The following is a 21,695-nucleotide window of genomic DNA, read 5'->3' on the forward strand; positions in this document are numbered from 1 at the left end:
TCCATGACAAATTCCCGTCAAATAGCTTTTATCGCCTTGAGAGATGTGCATAAAGGGGCTTATACAGATGTTGCTTTAGATAGAGCATTGCAAAAAGCAAATTTATCAGATATTGACCGCCGGTTGGTGACAGAATTACTTTATGGCAGTGTGAGAAGACAACGGACTCTTGATTTTATTATTGACCAACTCGCCAAAAAGAAATCACACCAACAGCCAACAGAACTCCGCAGTATCTTACATTTAGGTTTATATCAACTGCGTTATCAAGAGCGTATCCCTGCTTCTGCGGCTGTGAATACTACTGTGGAATTAGCGAAAGATAATGGTTTTGCTGGGTTGACAGGTTTTGTTAATGGTTTATTACGGCAATATATCCGGTTGGCTGAAGCATCACCAGACTTTCTCGAACTCCCAGAAAATCCGGTGGAAAGGTTGGGAATTTTACATAGCTTTCCTGACTGGATTATTAAAGTATGGTGGGAACAGTTGGGTTTGACGGAGACAGAAAAACTCTGTGAATGGATGAATCAAACACCAACCCTTGATTTGAGAGTCAACCCCTTACTTGCTTCCGTTGCAGAAGTGGAAACAGCTTTAAAATCGGCTGGGGTTTTGGCTAGACCTATTCCTCATTTACCCCAAGCTTTACGACTCATTGGCAATAATGGTTCTATCCAAAAGCTTCCAGGGTTTAGCCAAGGTTGGTGGATTGTACAGGATGCTAGCGCTCAGTTAGTTGGTCATTTGCTTGATCCCCAACCTGGTGAAGTGATCATTGATGCTTGTGCTGCACCGGGGGGGAAGACGACTCACATTGCTGAGTTAATGAAAGATGAGGGAAAAGTTTGGGCAGGCGATCGCACTGCTTCACGTTTGCGTAAACTGAAAGAGAATGCCCAACGCCTGAATTTACACTCGATTGAGATTTGCATCGGTGACAGTCGCAACTTACCACAATTTTATGATGTTGCTGACCGTGTTTTACTGGATGCCCCATGTTCTGGCTTGGGGACTTTGCACCGCCATGCTGATGCGCGCTGGCGACAAACACCAGAATCTGTCCAAGAACTCTCGATGCTGCAAAAGGAACTATTAGCACATACATCAAAATTTGTCAAAGTTGGGGGTGTGCTGGTTTATGCCACTTGCACGTTACATCCAGCAGAAAATGAAGAAGTAATTACGGAATTTGTGGCGGGGAATTCTGATTGGCAAATTGAGCCGCCTAGACCCGATTCGCCTTATTCTGCCTACACTACACCACAAGGCTGGCTGAAAGTTTGGCCTCACAATCAAGATATGGACGGCTTTTTCATGGTGCGCTTAAGAAAAACCAACGTTTCCGAATGATTACTATCAGGGATAGTACGATTTGATTGAAGCCTGAATCTCCCAGAGGAGGCAGCGATGGTGACAGATTCCAATGTAAAAAATTTAGTTAAAATCTTGATAGGTGCTGCTTGGATTGATGGCAAAATTCAACCAGAAGAACGGCAATATCTGCGCGAGATAGCCCAAGCTAAAGGTTTGGCTAGCGATCCAGAGATTAAGCCTTGGCTGTATGAGTTAGTTGCTGTCAAACCCAATGAATGCTACAAGTGGGTGAAAGAATATCTAGGCGATCGCCCTAGTCTCGAAGATTGCGAACATTTGATCGAAGCCATTAGTGGTCTGATTTATAGTGATGGGGAAGTAGCGATTGAAGAAGCAAAGCTCCTGACAAAACTACAGGATCTAGCAAAATCAAACGAATCAAACCAATCAGCTCATACTGTACTGTTAAAGCAGATCCAACAACTGTATCGGCGTTGGGTAGAAGTTCAAAATTAACTATAGTCAAAAGTCCATAGTCCAGACTTGATTGACTAAACGACTAATGACTAATAACTAATTAAGACTTCGGTTCGCCCAGACCCGGAGTTTCTTCTTTTTCCACCTTAGGGACGAAATCTGGACGATCTTTGCTTTCCCAACCAACAGGACGTTTCGAGTTGTACCAAGCAATGGAGCCAATGGTGACAGCCGCAATAAAGCCAACTACATACACCAACGTAAAAGCTGTGGGGAAGTGATTTCCACCCGTAGCGATCGCATTTGCTGCCTGCATCAATATACGCATAACTAATATGTTCCTAATTTACGCAACACTTCTTAACAGAGTATAAAAAAAGTGTAACATCTACATCCCCCCCTAGTTTGAAACATTTGCTATTACATGGGGCAGACAACGGGGATTAGGGAATAGGAAAGAAGGATTAGAGGTAGAGAATTTTCTTAAAAGCCTAAAATCTGCATTGATTTTTCCAGAACTTCTTTAGGGCGGAATGGTTTGGTTAAATACAAATCAGCACCAACATCCATTCCTCTTTGTTTATCAAACTCCTGTCCCTTGGCTGTCAACATCACAATATAGACATTAGTCATTTGTAGTTCATGTTTAACAAGTTGACAAACTTCCAAACCACTCATTTTCGGCATCATCACATCGAGAAACACCAGGTTTGGTTGTTCCTTTTTGATGGTCTCCAGGGCTTCTTCACCGTTTCTGGCAGTTAAAAGTTCTACCCCTTCGTCTTCTAATGCTTCTAGGGCTTGTTCCAGCAGAATCACGATATTGGGTTCATCGTCAACAATGAGAATTTTTTGGGTCATATAAATCAATTCAAAATTCAAAATTCAAAATTCAAAACAGCTTGTTCGTATTCCCTCGTCCCGAACTGATTAGCGATCTGACAGCATGATGAAGAATACATTTTCTAACTCCTTTTCAAACTTGAGAGTTTTCACCAAGTCGGCTTCTTGAGAGAAAATAGAATCGATGATGATCATGTCCGGTTTAGCTGATAGAGCCTTATGGATACATTCTTGGCGATCTGAGGCTTCAATCACGTTGTATCCCTGAGTTTGCAAGACATCCGATATGGTTTTTAAAGTTGATGCGTTTTGATCGACAACCAAAACCTTTTTACTAGAAGTACCCTGGGAAAGGAGAGAGCCAATTTCATTAAGAAGTTCTTCTGTGTTGATGGGCTTGGTAAGATAGCGATCGATCCCTATGTGGTGGCCGCGTTCTTTATTTTCCACAATTGAGAGAATGATGATCGGAATGTCTGCGGTTAGAGGATCGTTTTTCAAGACAGCCGCTACATCAAAACCGTTAATTTGGGGCATCATCACATCTAGAACAATCAAATCAGGAGAGGATATTTTGATTTGATGAATCGCATCCATACCATCTTTGGCTTCCCGAACGTTGTAGCCTTCGTTTTCTAATTGTTGACGGAGTAGTTCTCGAATGTTGGCATCATCATCGACAACGAGAATGGTTTTGCGATTTTCGCTGCATACTTTGTTGGCAGTGATGACGTGTTCTTTCAGTTGTCTGACTAGGGCATCCAGATTGAGATTAGCATTGATTTTGTGATTACTAGCGTAGATGGGAATCTGGAAAGAGAAGACGCTACCATGACCTGGTTCACTTTCCACCCAGATTCTGCCGCCATGATGTTCGACAATTTGTTTACAGATGGGTAGTCCTAACCCTGTACCTTTGGGTTTGTCGGTGAGGGTGTCACCAACTTGGCGGAATTTCTCAAATACTTTAGGCTGGTCTTCTGGGGCAATGCCAACCCCTGTATCAATGACACTGATACATACACCATCTTTGTCTTGTTTAACACGACAGGTAACAGAGCCGAATTCAGTAAACTTAACGGCATTAGAAATTAAATTGATCAGCACTTGTAATAGACGATTGCGATCGCCTATTATTTGTGGCAACCCAGATTCAATTTCTGTGAGCAACTGTAGACCATTAGTTTCAAATAATGCGGCTGTGGAATTAGCCGCCCAATCCAATAACTCACCCGGATTAATCGGCTGCATTTGCCATTCCACCTTACCTGCTTCCATCTTGGCAATGTCTAAAACATCGTTAATCAAAGATGTCAGTCTTTCTGCTTCCGACACAATAATATTGAGATTGTCACCCACCCGCTTGATTGTTTTTTGCAGTTTGCGGTCTTCGGTAGACAGGACGGGGAATACATCGGTTTGCAGTTTTTCTTGAATGATGGAGGCAAAACCAAGGACAGAAGTTAGTGGTGTCCTGAGTTCGTGGGAAACTGTGGATATAAAATCAGTTTTCATTTTGTCGATTTCTTTTTCCGCCGTGACATCCCGAATCAACAGCGCTGAACCAAAGCAAGCGGCGGCTTCTTTGGTGTCTGTCCGCTTAAAAATGGCTGTCCCTACGGCTTGCCCAATGCGGTCTTTCGCCAGTGCGACATCAGCAGCAAACACCTCTCCAGGATGGGAGCGAGTGCGTTCAATCAAATCTGCTAAACCAAATATGGGTAGTTCTTGATAATGTCCATTTAGGGTAGTAGCTGTTAATCCGTGCATAGCTAAAAAGGCAGGATTGTAATGGGTAATTTGTCCTGTGGTATCCACTACCAACAAACCATCTGCCAAGTTATCTAAAATGGCATTTAATCCTTGGGCTTCAGCTAGGGTATTTTGCAGTGCCGCAGTCCGTTCTGCTACTCTGGCTTCTAGTTGGTGATTGAGTTGTCTTAGAGCCATTTCTGCCAGCTTGCGGTCGTGAATGTCAGTACAGGTGCCAATCCATTCTTGAATACTGCCATCTTGTTTTAAGACAGGGACACCACAAACCGAGAAGTAACGGTAAGTGCCATCTTTGCCACGTAGCCGATATTCGGTTTGGTAAATACTCCGCTTTACTACAGACGCATTCCAGGCTTCAAAGGAACGAGTACGGTCATCGGGGTGAATAGGATCAAGCCAACCCCAACCCTCAACCTCCGCTTCACTCTGTCCTGTATAAGCTATCCAAGTCAGCATTTCGCTACTGATTCCCCATCCTTCTGGGGTTGTTCCCCAAACAATTTGGGAACTAGCAGTTACCAAAGAGCGATATCGTTCCTTCAAACGCTGATTTTCGGCTTCGGCTAACTTGCGATCGTGAATATCTGTACAGGTGCCAATCCACTCCCGGACATCACCATCTTCTTCGATAACGGGAGCGCCCCAGACCCAAAAGTAGCGATAATTGCCATCCTTGCCACGAATCCGGTATTCAATTTGGTATTGACTGCGGTTGGCTACGGCAATACCCCAGGCTTCTCCGGTGTAGCCCCGATCATCAGGATGAACAGCATCAATCCAGCCTCCGTTCTCAGCTTCCGCTAAAGTTTGTCCTGTGTAAGCAATCCAGTCTTTGAGTTCAAAGCAAATTCCTTCTGGTGAACTGACCCAAATAATTTGTGTATTAGTTGTTACTAGAGAGCGGTATCGTGCTTCGCTCTGTTTCAAGATTTTTTCCGATTGTTGGCGTTCTTTTTGGGCTTGTCTGATGTTGCTAATGTCTTCTACACTCGACCACATCAGCTTCTCGCCATCCTTCTCAATTATCACCGTGGAAACTTTAACCGGAACTAAGTGTCCATCCTGGTGAAGATACTCCTTCTCATAGGCTTGGTGACAACCAGTCTGTTCTAGTTGCTCTAGTATGGTTCGCTCAGAGGCGAGATAATTTTCAGGAGTAATTTGCCAGTAGTTGAAGTTGAGGGTTTCTGGGACAGTACTCCCTAAAATGGCGGCATAAGTGGAATTAGCATCTATCAGCGCGCCATTTTTTCGCCACAATACTAGACCAACGGGACATTTTTCCCAAAGAAGGCGATTACATTCATCAAGTTGGCTAGACATGGTTGTGGTTTCCTTGGTGATTGATTGGTGTAGGGTTAGAACAACAGAACCAGGACAACAAGGTGGCGTAAAGTTTTAACGAAATTGGATTACGTTGAAAAATTTGGTAAATTTGCTCAGAGGATGCAGTATCAACGCCTGGGTTCTGTTCGGAAAGTTGACGGATCAGTTGAGTATGGCGGAGCAGCAATTCTGTTGGTTGGAAGGTGGGAGTTGTGGAGGGAATGAAACCATCTGCATCAGCAGTTGGGGATAATTCGCTTGTAGGGGTTGGTAGGGTTGCAGTCTTCAGGTCAACAATCAGGCGATTTTGCTCTTTAGCAATTTCCATTGCTGAACAATTGACTGGGATTTGAATCCAAAATTCTGTACCTTGACCTGGTTGAGAACGACATTTGAGAATTCCATGATGTCTCTCTACAATAATTTGGTGGCTGATGGCCATGCCTAACCCAGTTCCTTTACCAACTTCTTTCGTGGTGAAGAAGGGATCATAAATGCGTCCCATGATATCTTCATTGATACCTGAGCCATTGTCGGCAATGCGAATCACCACCCATTGATCATCTAGGGCTTCGGTGCGAATGGTGATTTGAGGATTGTTAGTGGTCGTTTGTGCGTTGTGAGTGGTTTTGCTATTAACCAATGGCAACTGACAACTGACTCTTGACTCTTCTAAAGCATCAATGGCATTGGCCAAGATGTTCATAAATACCTGATTCAACTGTCCTGGGTAGCACTCAATTACAGGAAGTTGGGCATAGTCTTTAACAACTTCAATTTCTAAATAATTAGGGCCAGCTTTCAGACGATGACGGAGAATCATTAGCGTCCCGTCGATACCATCTTGAATGTTAACGGTCTTCATTTCGGCTTCGTCATGGCGGGAGAAATTTTTCAGGGATTTGACAATTTCTACAATGCGATCTGTGCCAACTTTCATTGAATCCAGCAATTTGGGCAAATCATCTCTGATAAATTCCAGATCAATATTGTCTAAATCTAATTCCATCTCTGACGGAGCCACAGGTAAGAATTTCTGATACTCATGCAGCAGGTGTAGTAGATCCTTAGCGTATTCGGCAACGTACCTCAAATTCCCACAGATGAAGTTAACTGGATTGTTGATTTCGTGGGCAACTCCGGCCATAAGTTGCCCCAAACTCGACATTTTTTCGCTTTGGATTAACTTCGTTTGTGCTAATTGCAATTCATGGAGAGCTTGCTGAAGTTTTTCTGTTTGAGCTTTTGCTTGGGCGGTGGCTTGAGTGCTTTGTTCATAAAGCAAGGCTTTTTCAATGGCGATCGCAGTTTGTGAGGCAAAAATACTCACAAGCTTGAGGTGTTCAGCTTTATAGGCTTCGGTTTTGGTCGTACCAATGGCGATCGCTCCCAATATCCGATCTTTTGCCCGCAAGGGTACGCAAATCAGTGCGTTGACGTTCTTTTGCTCATCTATTCGCGGATCGGCTGGTAAGTTATTGATTAGCTCTGCTCGACCAGATTGTACAATGCTGCCAATAATTCCCTTGCCTGGTTGTGGTTGATTTTGCTGAAAAAACTTACCAAATTCTCCAATAGTTTCAAAAGCAGTTTTATCTGGGCTGAGGAGTAGAATTATCCCCGCAGACGATTCCATCAGTTGACTCAATTCTTCGAGAACCAGTTGAGCAATCTGTCGAGTATCCAAACTTCTAGTTAGTTGAGTGGATATATCCTCAAACAAATCAATTTCTTGGTATCGCTCCAACAATTCTTTAGCCAGTTCCTTCTTCTCTGCTTCCTGTTTTGCCAAAAAGGACAGCAAACTAGCTACTATGCTGGACTGTTCTTCACCAACAACCCAACCGATGATTTCTCCCGACACCTCAATTGAATGTCGGTATTGTGAAGTTTGTTCCCCAATACTCAACAGTTTTGTACCGTCTACTAGCTCCACATCAATCGCTACCTTGATTTGCTCAACTAAGTTTTGCAGAAGTAAAGGTAACTCTTTTTTGCTAAAAATCTTTTTGAGGTTAATCGCGGACATACAACACCTCACCTAAAGCGCCTTGCAAATTAGCTACTGTCAAACCAACACAGTGATTAATTTCACCCCAGCACGGAACAACATCACTTTCCGTTAGTTGCTGTTTTGCCTTCTGTCTAATGTGCCTAGCACCTCCCCACAAAAGAGTTATTGCCATAACATTTAAAGAAATATATGAATTTACTATTAAGATTAGTCTTCCCAAAAAAAATGGCAGCATAACGGTAAAGTTAAGCTGCTTTAAATAAGGGTTTAGGGGTGTAAGGGTGTAAGAGTAAAGATACTCTCAGCATTAAAATTACAACCAAGCTCGGTCATATTGAACTGGCCAGTGTTTCTCGTGTCCTAGTTCTTTAGCTGCTAGGTGAGGCCAGTAGGGATTGCGAAGGAGTTCACGTCCTAATAGGACTATATCGGCGACACCAGATCGAATAATTTGGTCGGCTTGTTCTGGGGATGTAATTAAACCTACTGCCCCTGTAGGAATATGGGCTTCTTTACGGATACGTTCGGCAAACTGAGATTGATATCCAGGTTTCACCGGTATATTAATACCTGGTATAACCCCACCGGAAGAACAATCTATTAAGTCTACGCCTAGAGATTTTAGTTTGTCACTAATGGCAATACTTTGTTCAATATCCCATCCTTTATCCACCCAATCCGTAGCAGAGAGGCGTACAAATAAAGGGTATGATTCCGGCCATACCTCTCGCACTGCCTCAACTACTTCTCGTAATAGACGGGTACGGTTTTCAAAGCTACCACCGTAATCATCTTGGCGTTGGTTAACTAGGGGAGAAAGAAATTGGTGTAATAAATAGCCGTGGGCTGCATGAATTTCTATAACTTTGAATCCAGCTTGCAGAGAACGTTTGGTGGCTTGAACAAAAGCTTGAATAACTTGCTGGATACCTTCAATACTTAAGGCTTCAGGTACTGGGCTTTCTTTACTAAAAGCGATCGCACTACTGGAAACTACAGGTCGCCAACCTTCATGAGACTCATCTAAAAATTTCCCCCCTTTGCTGGGTTTAGAGGTGCTGGCTTTTCTCCCTGCATGGGCTAGTTGAATAGCCGCAACTGCACCAAAGTTATGAATTAAGCCGACGGTTCTCGCCAAAGCTTCTATATGTGCATCAGACCAAATTCCCAAATCTTGGGGGCTAATTCGTCCGCGAGCTTCCACAGCCGCCGCCTCGGTCATTACCAAACCCGCTCCACCAACTGCACGAGAACCTAAATGAACCAAGTGCCAGTCATTAGCAAAGCCATTGGTACTGGAATATTGACACATCGGCGATAAGGCAATGCGGTTACGAAAAGTAACTTCACGAATTCTTAGTGGTTCAAATAGATGAGTCATTAGTTATTAATTCCTTCTCTTGCTAGGTGAAAGAAATTTGGAAATATTCAAGGTGGGAGGAGATAGAAGGCTTTTTCTTGGGGGATACCTTTTGGGAAGCAAGTTACATAGCCAAAGCTATGAGCAACATCCTGAGTAAGATATTCTTCCCTCTGCTTTCTTCCCCCAATCCCGCCTTCATCCTTGGCTGTAGAATTTTTTCATTGAGAACGGCTGCTGCTTTGTTAATGCTTCCTGTATATCTTCACCACAACATTCCCAAATATCTTGTTGGCCTTGTCCTTGATCAATTTTTAACTGTAAATTATCTGGTAACTTTGTATTTTGCCAATTTGAATTAACTTCTACCCATAATAGTTCTCTTTCAACTTGTCCAAAAAACATGATTGCTGTCTCCTTTACTACAAAAAACTTAAATATTTCTGCAATTATTTACTATTTATATGGTCTTTAAATTAATATTTAATTAATACCAATAGCTGAAACAATATATTCATAAATAAAAAAATAAAATAGGCTTGGACAAGGGACTTATTTTGTATAAACCCTATGCTACATCCTTTTTATCTATTTTAACTGGCCAATAATATTAGTTATTATTAGTAAATATTTTTTTAGGTAAGATTGCTCATTGTATGCCATATTTTCAAGGTCAATACTTAGTAATTTAAACTAGCATCACAAGCGATTACCACTTATTTTATCCATCTAAAATACTATATATCTTATTATCTTTGTGTTTAAAAATTTTCCTACAAAGACACCAGAGGTAAAGTAGTTTTCCATTATTGACTAAAATTACCTGAACTCCAAGTTGCCAAATTCCTCTATAGTTAATCAGTCATAAGTAAAACGTTGGTCTCATAACGGGTTCAATATCAAGTCCCATGATCAGCCGGATATCTATTTAGCAATTCAATATCAGTATAGTACATTAAATCTATAGACTTGCCGTATTAGATAAGTATGAGATTTGCATAGATTAAGGAAAAACACAAGGGGATATTAATATTTGGTGATTTTGACGACAAAAATTGGCCAAAAATAAAGGACAAGAGTAACTCTTGTCCTAAATCATAAAAATAGCAAATGGTGTGTCAAATACGTCAGATGCTCCTGATGACATTAACTTTCTGTGGTCGTTTCTGTATAAAACCGTAACCGACCAACGCCGAGACACTGCCCGGCAGTTTGCTTTCCAGAATGAAAAGCTATTACATCAAATAAATATACCCCATCATAGAAAGGATTGCGATTAGTCCGCAGACCAATTGTCACGATTTGCCCAGGTGGTATAGGAAAATTAAAGGTGATGGTTATAATTTATGCTTGAGCATCACTGATTAGCGTCTCCACTCCTAAGTTTTGTCCTTAGCGGTTGCTTTTTTTGTGCTTGCTTGGGTGGTGTGTAAGGTAATCTTGTATGACTTGAATAAAAATAACCGCGTAGAGATATCCCAGAATTGGTGTAAATATTTTTTACCCCAGCAAGGAATATTACAGTGCGTACCAATAGCTCTAAAAGCAAACGATAATGTGTTTAGCGGTTATGCAAGGGGTTGTATTTTGCTGAAAGGAATGCCAGGAACGAGACTTGAACTCGTGACACGAGGATTTTCAGTCCTCTGCTCTACCAACTGAGCTATCCCGGCTTGTTTTTTTCTTGACCACGATTAATCAATGTAGCAAACATAAAACGATTTGGCAATAGTTTTCGTAAAAAAAAGATTTATGCTGCCTTGAAGTACAACTTTACCCAAATAAATACAGCCACAAATAGGAACACCTGGATAAGAACAATGCTAGGGCCAGATGCGAGGTTGAAAGCACCTGATAGCACCATGCCAATGATGCTACTGGCAGCACCAACTAGCATTGACATTACCAGATAGTGCTGAAAGTGGTGACTCATCAACTTAGCGGTAGCAGCCGGAATCACTAAAAAGGCGTTTACTAGCAGGACACCAACAGCTTTAATGGCCACAGCTACTGCTAATGAGAGTAAGACTACGAACCCATAACGGTACAGTTGAACAGGAACACCCTGAACTTTTGCTACATCTAAGTTCAGGGTCAATAAAATTTGTTGTCGTAGGGTTGACAGTAAAAATATACTGCTGGTTACCAGTACGAGAAAGGTCAAAATTAAATCTGTGGTATCGATCGCTAGAATATCGCCAAACAAGACTCCTATTAAGTTACCGCGATATCCTTGAATTAGGTTAGTGAGAATAACACCGATCGCTAAAGCACCAGAGAGAACTATACTGAGTACGCTATCACTACCTAAATCCGTCTGGTCGATTAAATAAAGGACGACAACACCAAAAGCTAAAGTAAAGGGCAATAGCATAGAAGTAGGGTTAACTTGCAACAGCACACCCAACACTACACCTACCAATGCTGCGTGACCAACGGCATGACTAAAAAACGATAGCTGGCGTAAGGTGACAAAACTGCCCAGTAAACCCCCTAGTACTCCCATTAAAACAGCGCCTGCGATCGCCCGTTGCATAAAAGGGAATTGCAGCAAACTCGCCAAATCTTGAACACTAGCCACACCGATTAAACAGCAAGAGTTAGGAGGTAGGAGGTAAAAGGTTGTAGTTAGCATACAATCACGTGTTTATTTTTATTATCAGAATTCATTGCATCCATATTCAAGCTAGTGGGTACTTTTACCACACATTACTACAAAGTATCTCTGAATTTCTAAACTTTTTAATGTGATTAAAGTATATAATTGTATTTATAATCTACTCTTGTTAATAAATCGTTTTAAACATCGATCTCAAATTTAACTATTCCTCAATTAAATAATTGTAGTTGACAAATTCACATGATTAAAAATCACACAAATTGTACTGTAGAGGAAATAAATGTAAGTAGTATTACACCTCTAATAAACGAAGTTTTGAGTACTGAAAAATCACAGCGCATGGCTGAATTTTTCAGCTTTTTAGGCGATGCTAATCGATTACGAATTCTCTCTTTTTTAGCGACAAAAGAGCTATGTGTCAGTGATATAGCTACACTACTAGAAATGAGTGAATCTGCTGTTTCTCATCAATTAAGAAACTTACGTGCCATGCGTTTAGTCAGTTACCGCAAGCAAGGCCGTCATGTATTTTATCGTCTACATGATAACCATATTTTGGAGCTTTACCAGGCTGTAGCAGAACATTTGGACGAAAAAGATTAGCTCTAAATTAGCAAATAGATAAAAGAGTTTTGTCTAATCGAAGATTGTAATTGTTCCTAATGGTGATGTTCGTAGCGACTAAAGCCAGGCCCATAAGTTGCTAATAAGTTTTGGGGTGAAAGCGCTATTTCGGGTTGACCAGTACAAACAACGGTTTGGTTAAGACAAAGCACGCGATCGCAGTGGCGGCTGACCATATCAATATCATGGGAAACTTGCAAAACAGTCCAGCCTTCCTGCTGCTTTAATTCGTTCAGCATGGCATAAAAATCGGCTGCACCCTGCATATCAACTCCCGCAAAGGCTTCATCTAAAACCAAGATTTTTCGAGGTATCACCAAGCAGTAAGCCAGCAAAATCCGCTTTAGTTGACCACCACTAAGAGTCCCGATAGCTTGATTTCGCAGATGGTAAGTATCGGTTCTTTTAAGAGCTGTGGCGATCGCTGCTGATTTTTCCCTGCTTTGAATCCTTAGCTTGGATAAAAATGAAGATTTCTGATGGCGAGCTTCAGCCACCCATCCTAGTCCCACCAATTCTTCAACAGAGATAGGAAAGCTCCGGTCAAAAATAAAATTTTGTGGCATATAGCCTAAAAGATGGCGTAAATTTCCTAACTTAGTTATGGGACGACCAAATATCTCAATTTGACCAACTCTGCGGGGAATCAAATCTAAAATCGCTTTTACCAAAGTGCTTTTACCAGCACCGTTAGGCCCGACTATCGCTGTATCTGTTCCTGGTAATAAATTAAAAGAAACATCCCGAATAGCTAAATAATTACCTTGATATACTGTCAAATTTTCTACTTTTAAAATGGGCGAGTTCATTAGTCCTAGCTGGAAAATAGGTAAAAATTCAAGAGCATTTCATCGTCTTTTGTGGGTGATTATCATGAGTAGATGACTGGGAAAAAGTGATGAAGACTGAGCATCAGATCAAATCCCAGCTACCGATAACATAACTCTGATATACCCAAGTTATGATGTTTACTTACAACCCGCTTCTAGAGTTTGCAAATTATCTTTCATTGCTTGGAAGTAATATTGGGGATTTGTATCACCACTTTCTAAAGAGTTGAGAGAACGCAAAGTTAAATTCAAATCCTTGGATAAACTGGTAAGTAATTTGTTATCCACACCTGGTTCACTGAACAAAGCTTTCACGTTGTATTTTTTAACGGTGTTAACTGTTTTTTGTACATCTGTTGGTGAAAGTTGATCTTCGGGAACTTGCACCACTGCAACTTGCCGCAAATTATAGCGTTGAGCCAAATAAGGAAAGGCATCATGGAAGGTAATAAATGTGCAATTAGGAGTTTTCTCCAAAGTTTGCTGAAACTCATTATGTAAATTATCTAACTCTTTCATATAAGCCTCAGCATTAGCTTGATAGGTAGCTTTATTTGCCGGGTCAGCCGCAATTAAGCCATCCCGAATATTCGCTACTTGCTGTTTTGCTAACACTGGATCTAGCCAAACGTGGGGGTTACCTTCAGAATGTTCATGGTCATGATCGTGGTCTTTGGCTCCTGTTTTTACGACAGGTGAAATTTCATTTAAAACTTTGATGTTTTTACTGGCATCTATTTGGGTTAATTGAGGATTTTGGGCATTTTTTACCGTATTGTCGAGAAATTCTTCCAGACCTAACCCATTTTTGACTAAAACATTAGCTGTGGCGATCGCTTTCACATTACTCGGTGTTGCTTGGTAATCATGTACTTCCGTGTTAGGTGGGATTAAAAGCGATACATCTGCGGCTTCTCCAGCTACAGCTTTGGTAAATAAATATGTTGGTAAAATTGTTGCTACTACTTTCGTTTTTGGCTGCTGCACTGACGGACTAGAGGCAGCTTCCTGTGCTGTGGGCAACTGTTGGGCAGTTGTTCCCTGATTACTATTCGATTGGCCACAACCAACCGTCATGGACAACATTAGCAAGGCTATTAAGGACATGATGCCATTTTGCTGTCTACCTATCTTACTTCTGATGTGAGTCCAAATCACGGTATTTTCCCCTCCATAAGGATGCCGACGCGGTTGTTGCCACAATCAACATAGATTTTGACAATGATACTTATTGTACATTGTTATATTATAATAATTCTCATTCTCATATACTGAAGACAATAAATTTATTGCCAGCAACCACCGGAGTGTTTTGCGGGTGTTGTGTTAAATATCTCTCACTCCACTGAATGTGCTGGTTGAGAGATATCCTCTTTACATAAATCTGGATGAATTACGAATTCTTGACTTTTAATGTGACAAAAATTGCTAAGTGCTGTTAATATCTTGAGAATACTTTTGAAGTAAATATTACTTCAAATAAACTTGGTAAATCTATTGCCAAGAAATAAGATGTGTGTGAGTAAATTGTGAGGAGAAAAATGCAGAAAATATGGAAGTATTGGCTGGTTAACCCAGTAATTTGCAGCACAATGCTATTTTCTGGCGCTGCTGCCTTTGCAGGAGAAACCCCTGCCATAACAGAAACAAATGAAACCTCAAAAATAGCTAATGCAGACCTAGCTACTCAACAAGAGGTAATGTCACAAGTTACCTCAGTTTCTCAGTTTTCTGACGTACAACCCACAGACTGGGCTTTCCAAGCATTGCAATCACTGGTAGAGCGTTATGGTTGTATTGCAGGATATCCCAATGGGACATACCGTGGTAATCGCGCCCTCACAAGATATGAATTTGCCGCAGGCTTGAACGCTTGTCTGGATCGAGTCAACGAATTGATCGCTACTGCCACGGCGGAGTTAGTCACAAAAGAAGACTTAGCTACACTACAAAGGCTACAAGAAGAGTTTTCTGCGGAACTAGCAACATTAAGAGGTCGAGTTGATGCTTTAGAAGCACGTACCTCGGAATTAGAAGCCAATCAATTCTCAACCACAACAAAGCTGCAAGGACAAGTAGTATCAGTTATCAGCGATGTCTTATCAGGCGATCGCGTCAATAATGCAGATATCGTCGATACAAATACTACTCTGGGAGTACGGGCGCGATTAGAACTTGTCTCCAGCTTTACTGGGCGAGATACCTTGTTCACCAGAATTGAAGCTAACAACATTACTAGCCCCGACATTAATACTCCAGAAGGTAACCTGTTCTTCGCTAGCGTTGAACCCAGTACTAACGCTGCTATTGGTACTTTGTGGTATGGGTTCCCCGTGGGCAAAAATACACAAGCCAAGCTAATTGCCGTTGGAGGTGCAGCAGACGACCTCACCAGCACCGTAAACATATTTGATGGAGATGGTGCTTTTGGTGCTTTAACTACCTTTGGTACACGTAACCCGATTTATGGGCAGATAGGTGGTACTGGTTTGGGTGTCACTCACCAGTTTAGTGATAAATTAGCCTTAAGCTTGGGTTATTTGAGTGGTACAGCAAATGACCCATCACCCCAGAATGGTTTATTTGACGGCGCTTACGGTGCATTAGCACAACTGACAGTTAGACCAAGCGATCGCGTCAGTGTTGGCCTAACATATATCAATTCTTACCGGCAACCCCTAGCCACTGGTAGTAACGCTGCAACCACCTTCCAAGGTTTAGGCGAAAGATTTTCCAGCAATTCCTACGGTCTCCAAGCTTCTATCGGTCTGAGTGAAAAATTAGTCTTGGGTGGATGGGCTGGTTACACTAATAGCCGCATCTTGACAGGCGATCGTGGAGACGTTGATATCTGGAACTATGCGGTTACTCTTGGTTTCCCCGACCTTGGGAAAAAAGGTAACTTAGCCGGTATCATTGCTGGGATGGAACCAAAAGTCACAAGTTCTAGCATCGCTGGACTAAATAGAGATAGAGATACTTCCTATCATGTGGAAGCATTTTATCAATACAAAGTCAGTGATAATATCACCATCACACCAGGCATTATCTGGCTAACATCACCAGACCACAATGACAATAATGATGATGTTGTTATTGGTGCGTTGAGAACCACATTTAGTTTCTAATTTCTCCAAACTCACCAAAAAGACGCAAAGTAATTCTTTGCGTCTTTTTTATGGGAAATCAAAAATAGGTAATTGGTAATTGGTAATTGGTAATAATTGCCTTTTACCCTCTGCGCTCAATTCCCAGTCCCCAGCCCCCAATCCCTAACCCTATTCCAAACCATCATTACCAACAGCAGCCCTAACTAGTGATGTAAATTCATCTAATGTGAGATTGCCATATCTGAGTCTTTCCACTACAGCACCCCTAATAGACCCGCCTGTGTCGTATGGAAGTTTGGACAGTCCACCAGTATGTAGTGTTAGGGCTGGATATGCTGCATGAGTAATAGGATCTATATACGAGAATGCAGTAACTGTATACGCACCGTTGAATCCTGCAAAATAAGTTCCTTTAGGTGCAACCACCTCAGCCGCAATAGTTGATAGATAAGCACCAGGAGTAAGATACACTGCTGCACCTGCAAAGACAGCAGGCTCTCCAGAACTGAAATCAGCGATGGGGTCTTCTATTATTGCTTGGGCTGATGCTGGAGTTGATGCAAAGCTTAAGCAAGCCATAAAACCTGTGAGAGCCAGACTAGCTTTCAAGATCAAGTTAGTAGCGCCAGAAAATAATTTCATATAAGTCCTATGTTTTTAGGGTTTGAGCTTGATTTGTTAGATATTGGGATATTCCTTTTACAAGAATCAAATTAAAGATGAACTAATAACAAATATATGTGAACTAGATAATTTTATGTATGTGAAGAAAGGCATTTAATTAGACATTAAAGCGTCATAGAAATAGACATAAAACTCTCAATAATGTTCTTTTTATTCTTTCTAATTGCTTAAAATATTACTAATAAAAATAAACACCATAAATAACATGATAAATTTTAGTATTTCGTCTTATTGTTACTTTTCATGCCGATCGCCTAAATTTCTCCTCTTGATGGCGCTGCTGTAACTTGTGCATATGATTGAATAAATGCCAGCAATATTCTTCCGGTAATCCGCAGGTGACTGCACCCCTAAGAACAACATTGAAGTACCAGTCATTAGGTGCAACTTCTTCCTCTGATTTATTCACCACTACGTATGTGCGGACATCTTGATACACTCGACTGTGGCTGTGAATTTCTACTGATTCATGACGATAGAGGTTTTGGGATACACCTTCACGTTGATCTAAGTATTCACTTAAGCGTAAAGGTAATTGGTAAAGTACGCCTTTAACACTGGCTTTGGGGTCTTGAACTATATCTAAAACACCACATTTACGGCTTGGTAAATAGAGATAAAATCCCAGACGATAACCTTTCAATACTCCGGGGCCGATAATATAAGGGTGTGTGTTCTCACCAAGCGATCGCTTCAAATCCACCGGACACATACAACTTCCATAAGCAAAATAATAAAACATCGGCTCTTTATGGGACTGATGTAGCGATTTCGTCTCTAAGTGTACAGGATGATGAGATTGCACCCAAGTATGATACGGGCGCGTGCTTTGATGGCTCATTTATCCCTGGAAGTGTATGGTACTATCAGAGTTATACTACATTCATCCTCAGTATTCAACTAAATCTTGATAGATAAACCGTAGTTCAAATTTTACACTGAGGAATTGTTCTGTTCATCTCTTGCATTGAAGATTAAAATAGCCACTGCATAAGCATCAGGACAAGACAAAGCCGCAGATTAGCCTACGCAAGCACTGGAATAACCTTGGACTTAATTATTAAGAACTTTAAACTATTTAAGTAATTACGATATTGCGACTAATTTACTGAAGAATTATGTTGGTATTGGGAATTACTAAGAGTAAGTGGGTAGTAGATTAATGTCGCTGAATGTAGAAGTCTTAGGCAATGAATCCATGCCAATTGTGGATCGAGAAAATAAAAATTCAGTTAATTCTCTAGCACAACAATGGGCGAAAAAGTATTTACAGAATATCCAAATTGATGACGGATCTGAAGAGCGTAACGATGTCTTGTCTTTGTCAGAAGTTGTATCATCAACTGGGCGACAAAGAACTGCAAACAAAATCATGGAATCTTTGCGGACTGTTAGTGCTAAAGCCTGGAATAAAACAGAAGCTCTCTTATCGACACAAATCAAACAGCACAATATAAATCCTAATCTGATTAATCCCTGGGAAGTAGCAGGAGATTCCTTCAAAATTTATCAAAAAACTTTAGATGTATACACTCAACAAACTACGCACAGACCACTCTCTCTAGTGATGAATCAACTGGTTGAAAGCAATTCACTGGACGGAACAGCGCCAGATATCTATACAGAACAAATAGCCCCTAATAAATTAGCTACAGTCATTGGTGCAGATATAGGAGCTATGAGAAATAAGTACACCAGTGTTGATCCGAGAGTGATTGGTTTTGTTAGTATGCAGTTTCATTATACTAGTCAAATGTTGATACAACCGCTCGAACCTCTGGAGCGATCGCTTGTTAGTGCATACTTTAAAGTCATTGATGATCATCTCTATATGCCGTTACAACGTGCTTACGAAGCGGCTGCAAATCATGACTATAATTCCCCAGCTATGTCCGCAGTGCAACGATTATTACCGATGAGTAGCCAAATTGCCAAAAAGATTTGTCACAGGGTGATTGAAATCTATCCAAGTTACAGTTCTATGTCCGGTATTTTGAGTGACCCTATTGTCAAAGTATCTAGTGTTAGAGATGTAGAAATGTTCCAGGTATATCTGTGGGTATGTGCTTTAGAGGAAAGTGTTGCATCTATTCAACAAGAATTATTTCCCCTATGTGTAATGCTGTATCCCAGATTGAAAGTGCATTGGGAATTAGTGCGGCAAATGTTGCACTTACTGGGACAGGAAATACAACATTGCCTAACTCCTGAACAATGTAAAACTTTAATGCCATATTTTCAGGTATTGTGGGATATGTTCTCACCGGATGTGTTGAGTTAACGTTTATCAACAATATTCTCGTGGCTTAAGTCTAAAAATTCCTTGAACGGTTACTAGAATAGGAGTAATTATTGATAATATATCAAGCTAAACAACTAGCAATTGTTGCTAAAACAGACTGAGAAAGCGTAGGCAAATCATAGCCACCTTCTAAACCAAATAACATTTTACGGGTTATTTCCAAACAATAATTAGTGAATAAACCATAGTCTTTTGGTTGCAGATTGACGCTAGCTAGAGGATCGTCAGCATTACCATCATAACCAGCACTAACAATCAGTAAATCTGGCTGAAAGTCTTCTAAAAACGGCATTATCTTTTTTTCCCATAATGGCTGATATACAGCCATATCACTACCAGGTGGTACGGGCAGATTTAACACATTATTATGAAAACCCTTTTCTGTGGCTCTACCTGTTCCAGGATAACAGGGGTACTGATGGAGAGAACAGTAAGCAATTTGGGGATTAATTTCCACGATCGCCTGTGTACCATTACCATGATGTACATCCCAATCAATAATGGCGACACGCTTAATTCCTGGCTGTTCTAAGGCATAATGAGCTGCGATCGCTGCATTAGAAAATAGACAAAATCCCATCCCTGCGTCGCCTTCTGCATGGTGTCCTGGTGGACGTGCCAATACAAAAGCCGGATTGGCTGTCTCTAACACAGTATCGATGCCGTTTAACCAAGCACTCACCGCCAATAAAGCTACATCATAACTACGGGGTGAGACTGGTGTATCGCCATCCAAATAACCGCCGCCAGTAGTAGCAATTTCCCTGACTTTATTCACATAACCTGGGCTATGAACCTTTACTAGAAGCGGCATTACAGATGAGTTTTCTAGGGCTGGTGTAGGTTCAATCCATCTGATCTTTTCCGCAAACGCAGCCTGTTTTAGTGCGTTAACAATCGCTGTCAAACGTTCTGGGCTTTCTGGGTGATATTTGCCAGTTTTGTGATCTAGGAACTCATCAGAATATATGACTGGAAACATGGCGGGAGATGGACAGCAGGATACTGAAGCCATTGTATCGTCTGTTAAGGACTGGGGATTGCTTTACTTCTTACTCCCTGTTTTTTGAACTCCTGAGGGACTTCCAGATAAAAAAATATCCCAAGTGTAGGGTGCGTCAGTGCGATAAAACCTAGCTACACCAAGAAATTATTCATACTGACGCACCCCACTAACTTTGTCAATCCAGGATTTCGCAATTGCGAACTGCGAATTGCGAATTGGTATTAGACCACCTCGAAAGCAAGAGATCACAAAATTATTCTAAGTATGATGTTATTGTTTTGGGTAATTGCACCAAAATCCCTGAAATAACAACAAAATTGTTACATGACCTCTGGCTCACTGCCTACTAATCCCTTTGTGGCTGCGGGGATGATAGAAGACCCCAGATTATTTGTTGGTCGGAAAGATGAATTATATGCGATCGCCTCTCGCATGAGTGGCGCACAGCCGACAAGTATCAATATTTTCGGTGAGAAGCGCATTGGTAAATCTTCCCTGCTGTATCATTTCTTCCTGACTTGGCAGCAACGAGTCCAAGACCCCAGTCGTTATGTAGTGGTTTACCTCTCCTTGCAAAATGTGTCTTGTCAACGGGAGGAAGATTTTTATGTCGCTGTGGTGCAAGAGTTGCTGAAGTACTCCAGTGTGGCAACAAACCCGGCTTTAAGTGACCCGTTGAAAGTTAGACCCCTTAACCGTGCTGCTTTTGCCGATGCGGTGAGAGAGTGGAAAAGGCAAGGTGTATTGCCAGTTCTTTGTTTGGATGACTTCAAAACATTATTTGAAAACAAGAGCGAATTTAACAATGATTTTTACAATAATCTGCGCTCTTTAATGAATCATAATGCTGTGATGCTGGTCATTGCTTCAGAGAAGAAACTTGATTTTTACAGTAACAAGCATCAATTGACATCATCTTTTTTCAATTTGGGTCATGTGATTCCACTGGGTGAACTCCAGGAAGAAGAGGTAACAGATTTACTGCGTTTGCCTGCTAGTACTGTCAATGGGGCAGCACCAGCCTTGAGTATGGATGAACAGCGTCTGAGTCAGCAATTGGCTGGGAATCATCCTTTTCTATTGCAAATTGCCGGGGGTTTGGTGTGTGAGGCGCGCCAACAAGGGCATGATGCAAGCTGGGTGAAAGTTCGTTTTCATCAAGCATCTCGACGTTTACCAAAGTCTCGACTAGGTTCACGTAAATGGTGGCGATGGATGCTTTGGCTAGTTTGGGATTTGCCCGTGCGAATAGGTCAGATATCTAAATTTATTGGCGCGGGTGTGGGGGAAGTAACTAATTGGGTGATGGGAATCGGAATTTTGGTGATGGTGGTTTTGGTGTTTGCTGGTGTCTTGCATTGGCATGATGTGTGGGATTTTGTCCGTGACAAGTTGGGGATTAAGTAGCT

The 21,695-nt window shown here is 41.4% G+C and carries 20 protein-coding genes and 1 tRNA gene; 6 read left to right on the plus strand and 15 right to left on the minus strand.

The window, feature by feature from the left end; all coding sequences use genetic code 11:
• Positions 1-3 precede the first annotated feature (3 nt).
• A complete protein-coding gene (locus tag ACN222_RS04050; protein ID WP_010994994.1) occupies positions 4-1,353 on the plus strand; it encodes a 16S rRNA (cytosine(967)-C(5))-methyltransferase in 1,350 nt (449 codons plus the stop codon).
• 57 nt (positions 1,354-1,410) lie between these two features.
• On the plus strand, positions 1,411-1,833 hold the full coding sequence (locus ACN222_RS04055; RefSeq protein WP_010994995.1) for a TerB family tellurite resistance protein: 423 nt from the start codon (positions 1,411-1,413) through the stop codon (positions 1,831-1,833).
• 61 nt (positions 1,834-1,894) lie between these two features.
• On the opposite strand, the gene psb35 is transcribed toward ACN222_RS04055, so the two are convergent.
• The 10 genes from psb35 to ACN222_RS04105 form a co-directional block, all read right to left on the minus strand.
• The gene (psb35, locus tag ACN222_RS04060) at positions 1,895-2,122 is read right to left on the minus strand and encodes a photosystem II assembly protein Psb35 (protein WP_044520728.1); all 228 of its coding nucleotides are present in this window, start codon (positions 2,120-2,122) and stop codon (positions 1,895-1,897) included.
• A 155-nt stretch (positions 2,123-2,277) separates the two neighbouring features.
• On the minus strand, positions 2,278-2,655 hold the full coding sequence (locus tag ACN222_RS04065) for a response regulator transcription factor (RefSeq protein WP_010994997.1): 378 nt from the start codon (positions 2,653-2,655) through the stop codon (positions 2,278-2,280).
• A gap of 69 nt (positions 2,656-2,724) precedes the next feature.
• Positions 2,725-5,733 (minus strand): PAS domain S-box protein, encoded by a 3,009-nt coding sequence (locus ACN222_RS04070; protein WP_010994998.1) that lies wholly within the window; start codon positions 5,731-5,733, stop codon positions 2,725-2,727.
• The gene (locus ACN222_RS04075) at positions 5,726-7,765 is read right to left on the minus strand and encodes an ATP-binding protein (RefSeq protein ID WP_044520731.1); all 2,040 of its coding nucleotides are present in this window, start codon (positions 7,763-7,765) and stop codon (positions 5,726-5,728) included. Before ACN222_RS04075 ends, ACN222_RS04070 begins: the two co-directional genes overlap by 8 nt.
• Positions 7,752-7,922, minus strand: coding sequence for a hypothetical protein (locus ACN222_RS04080; protein WP_168370994.1), 171 nt, complete (start codon positions 7,920-7,922; stop codon positions 7,752-7,754). The genes ACN222_RS04075 and ACN222_RS04080 overlap by 14 nt, the downstream gene beginning before the upstream one ends.
• Before the next feature lie 141 nt (positions 7,923-8,063).
• On the minus strand, positions 8,064-9,131 hold the full coding sequence (gene namA / locus ACN222_RS04085; RefSeq protein ID WP_010995001.1) for an NADPH dehydrogenase NamA: 1,068 nt from the start codon (positions 9,129-9,131) through the stop codon (positions 8,064-8,066).
• Positions 9,132-9,308: 177 nt separating this feature from the next.
• The gene (locus ACN222_RS04090; RefSeq protein ID WP_044520733.1) at positions 9,309-9,515 is read right to left on the minus strand and encodes a hypothetical protein; all 207 of its coding nucleotides are present in this window, start codon (positions 9,513-9,515) and stop codon (positions 9,309-9,311) included.
• A 741-nt stretch (positions 9,516-10,256) separates the two neighbouring features.
• Positions 10,257-10,454 (minus strand): DUF2808 domain-containing protein, encoded by a 198-nt coding sequence (locus ACN222_RS04095; RefSeq protein ID WP_084789073.1) that lies wholly within the window; start codon positions 10,452-10,454, stop codon positions 10,257-10,259.
• Positions 10,455-10,710: 256 nt separating this feature from the next.
• Positions 10,711-10,783 (minus strand) — tRNA-Phe (locus ACN222_RS04100).
• A 77-nt stretch (positions 10,784-10,860) separates the two neighbouring features.
• Positions 10,861-11,745, minus strand: a complete 885-nt coding sequence (locus ACN222_RS04105) for a metal ABC transporter permease (RefSeq protein WP_010995004.1) — start codon at positions 11,743-11,745, stop codon at positions 10,861-10,863.
• Positions 11,746-11,970: 225 nt separating this feature from the next.
• On the opposite strand from ACN222_RS04105, the gene ACN222_RS04110 reads away from it, so the two are divergent.
• On the plus strand, positions 11,971-12,333 hold the full coding sequence (locus ACN222_RS04110) for an ArsR/SmtB family transcription factor (protein WP_010995005.1): 363 nt from the start codon (positions 11,971-11,973) through the stop codon (positions 12,331-12,333).
• A 56-nt stretch (positions 12,334-12,389) separates the two neighbouring features.
• On the opposite strand, the gene ACN222_RS04115 is transcribed toward ACN222_RS04110, so the two are convergent.
• Both ACN222_RS04115 and ACN222_RS04120 read right to left on the minus strand, forming a co-directional pair.
• Positions 12,390-13,163 carry a metal ABC transporter ATP-binding protein gene (locus ACN222_RS04115; protein ID WP_010995006.1) on the minus strand — a complete coding sequence of 258 codons (774 nt, stop codon included), beginning with the start codon at positions 13,161-13,163 and terminating at the stop codon, positions 12,390-12,392.
• A 159-nt stretch (positions 13,164-13,322) separates the two neighbouring features.
• Positions 13,323-14,342, minus strand: a complete 1,020-nt coding sequence (locus ACN222_RS04120) for a metal ABC transporter substrate-binding protein (RefSeq protein ID WP_010995007.1) — start codon at positions 14,340-14,342, stop codon at positions 13,323-13,325.
• Between the two features lie 383 nt (positions 14,343-14,725).
• Between ACN222_RS04120 and ACN222_RS04125 the strand changes: the two genes are divergently transcribed.
• Positions 14,726-16,312: an iron uptake porin gene (locus ACN222_RS04125; protein ID WP_044520737.1), complete on the plus strand. Its 1,587-nt coding sequence runs from the start codon at positions 14,726-14,728 to the stop codon at positions 16,310-16,312.
• Positions 16,313-16,462: 150 nt separating this feature from the next.
• Here the strand turns inward: ACN222_RS04125 and ACN222_RS04130 are convergent, their stop codons facing one another.
• Together ACN222_RS04130 and ACN222_RS04135 are read right to left on the minus strand one after the other, a co-directional pair.
• Positions 16,463-16,936: a hypothetical protein gene (locus ACN222_RS04130; protein ID WP_010995009.1), complete on the minus strand. Its 474-nt coding sequence runs from the start codon at positions 16,934-16,936 to the stop codon at positions 16,463-16,465.
• 283 nt (positions 16,937-17,219) lie between these two features.
• The gene (locus ACN222_RS04135) at positions 17,220-17,819 is read right to left on the minus strand and encodes a gamma-glutamylcyclotransferase (protein WP_044520739.1); all 600 of its coding nucleotides are present in this window, start codon (positions 17,817-17,819) and stop codon (positions 17,220-17,222) included.
• A 321-nt stretch (positions 17,820-18,140) separates the two neighbouring features.
• Between ACN222_RS04135 and ACN222_RS04140 the strand changes: the two genes are divergently transcribed.
• Positions 18,141-19,259, plus strand: a complete 1,119-nt coding sequence (locus ACN222_RS04140; protein ID WP_044520740.1) for a hypothetical protein — start codon at positions 18,141-18,143, stop codon at positions 19,257-19,259.
• Between the two features lie 82 nt (positions 19,260-19,341).
• Here ACN222_RS04140 and ACN222_RS04145 read toward each other — a convergent pair whose 3' ends face one another.
• Complete coding sequence (locus ACN222_RS04145) at positions 19,342-20,262, minus strand: histone deacetylase (RefSeq protein ID WP_010995013.1); 921 nt, start codon at positions 20,260-20,262, stop codon at positions 19,342-19,344.
• Positions 20,263-20,610: 348 nt separating this feature from the next.
• On the opposite strand from ACN222_RS04145, the gene ACN222_RS04150 reads away from it, so the two are divergent.
• Positions 20,611-21,693 (plus strand): ATP-binding protein, encoded by a 1,083-nt coding sequence (locus ACN222_RS04150; RefSeq protein ID WP_010995014.1) that lies wholly within the window; start codon positions 20,611-20,613, stop codon positions 21,691-21,693.
• Positions 21,694-21,695: the final 2 nt, after the last annotated feature.

Origin of the sequence: Anabaena sp. FACHB-595, assembly GCF_048568275.1 — a bacterium.
Lineage (GTDB): Bacteria > Cyanobacteriota > Cyanobacteriia > Cyanobacteriales > Nostocaceae > Trichormus.

Coding starts and splice junctions, on each gene's coding strand:
- ACN222_RS04050 (WP_010994994.1), top strand. CDS start 4: ATGACAAATTCCCGTCAAATAGCTTTTATCGCCTTGAGAGATGTGCAT.
- ACN222_RS04055 (WP_010994995.1), top strand. CDS start 1,411: ATGGTGACAGATTCCAATGTAAAAAATTTAGTTAAAATCTTGATAGGT.
- psb35 (WP_044520728.1), bottom strand. CDS start 2,122: ATGCGTATATTGATGCAGGCAGCAAATGCGATCGCTACGGGTGGAAAT.
- ACN222_RS04065 (WP_010994997.1), bottom strand. CDS start 2,655: ATGACCCAAAAAATTCTCATTGTTGACGATGAACCCAATATCGTGATT.
- ACN222_RS04070 (WP_010994998.1), bottom strand. CDS start 5,733: ATGTCTAGCCAACTTGATGAATGTAATCGCCTTCTTTGGGAAAAATGT.
- ACN222_RS04075 (WP_044520731.1), bottom strand. CDS start 7,765: ATGTCCGCGATTAACCTCAAAAAGATTTTTAGCAAAAAAGAGTTACCT.
- ACN222_RS04080 (WP_168370994.1), bottom strand. CDS start 7,922: ATGGCAATAACTCTTTTGTGGGGAGGTGCTAGGCACATTAGACAGAAG.
- namA (WP_010995001.1), bottom strand. CDS start 9,131: ATGACTCATCTATTTGAACCACTAAGAATTCGTGAAGTTACTTTTCGT.
- ACN222_RS04090 (WP_044520733.1), bottom strand. CDS start 9,515: ATGTTTTTTGGACAAGTTGAAAGAGAACTATTATGGGTAGAAGTTAAT.
- ACN222_RS04105 (WP_010995004.1), bottom strand. CDS start 11,745: ATGCTAACTACAACCTTTTACCTCCTACCTCCTAACTCTTGCTGTTTA.
- ACN222_RS04110 (WP_010995005.1), top strand. CDS start 11,971: ATGATTAAAAATCACACAAATTGTACTGTAGAGGAAATAAATGTAAGT.
- ACN222_RS04115 (WP_010995006.1), bottom strand. CDS start 13,163: ATGAACTCGCCCATTTTAAAAGTAGAAAATTTGACAGTATATCAAGGT.
- ACN222_RS04125 (WP_044520737.1), top strand. CDS start 14,726: ATGCAGAAAATATGGAAGTATTGGCTGGTTAACCCAGTAATTTGCAGC.
- ACN222_RS04130 (WP_010995009.1), bottom strand. CDS start 16,936: ATGAAATTATTTTCTGGCGCTACTAACTTGATCTTGAAAGCTAGTCTG.
- ACN222_RS04135 (WP_044520739.1), bottom strand. CDS start 17,819: ATGAGCCATCAAAGCACGCGCCCGTATCATACTTGGGTGCAATCTCAT.
- ACN222_RS04140 (WP_044520740.1), top strand. CDS start 18,141: ATGTCGCTGAATGTAGAAGTCTTAGGCAATGAATCCATGCCAATTGTG.
- ACN222_RS04145 (WP_010995013.1), bottom strand. CDS start 20,262: ATGTTTCCAGTCATATATTCTGATGAGTTCCTAGATCACAAAACTGGC.
- ACN222_RS04150 (WP_010995014.1), top strand. CDS start 20,611: ATGACCTCTGGCTCACTGCCTACTAATCCCTTTGTGGCTGCGGGGATG.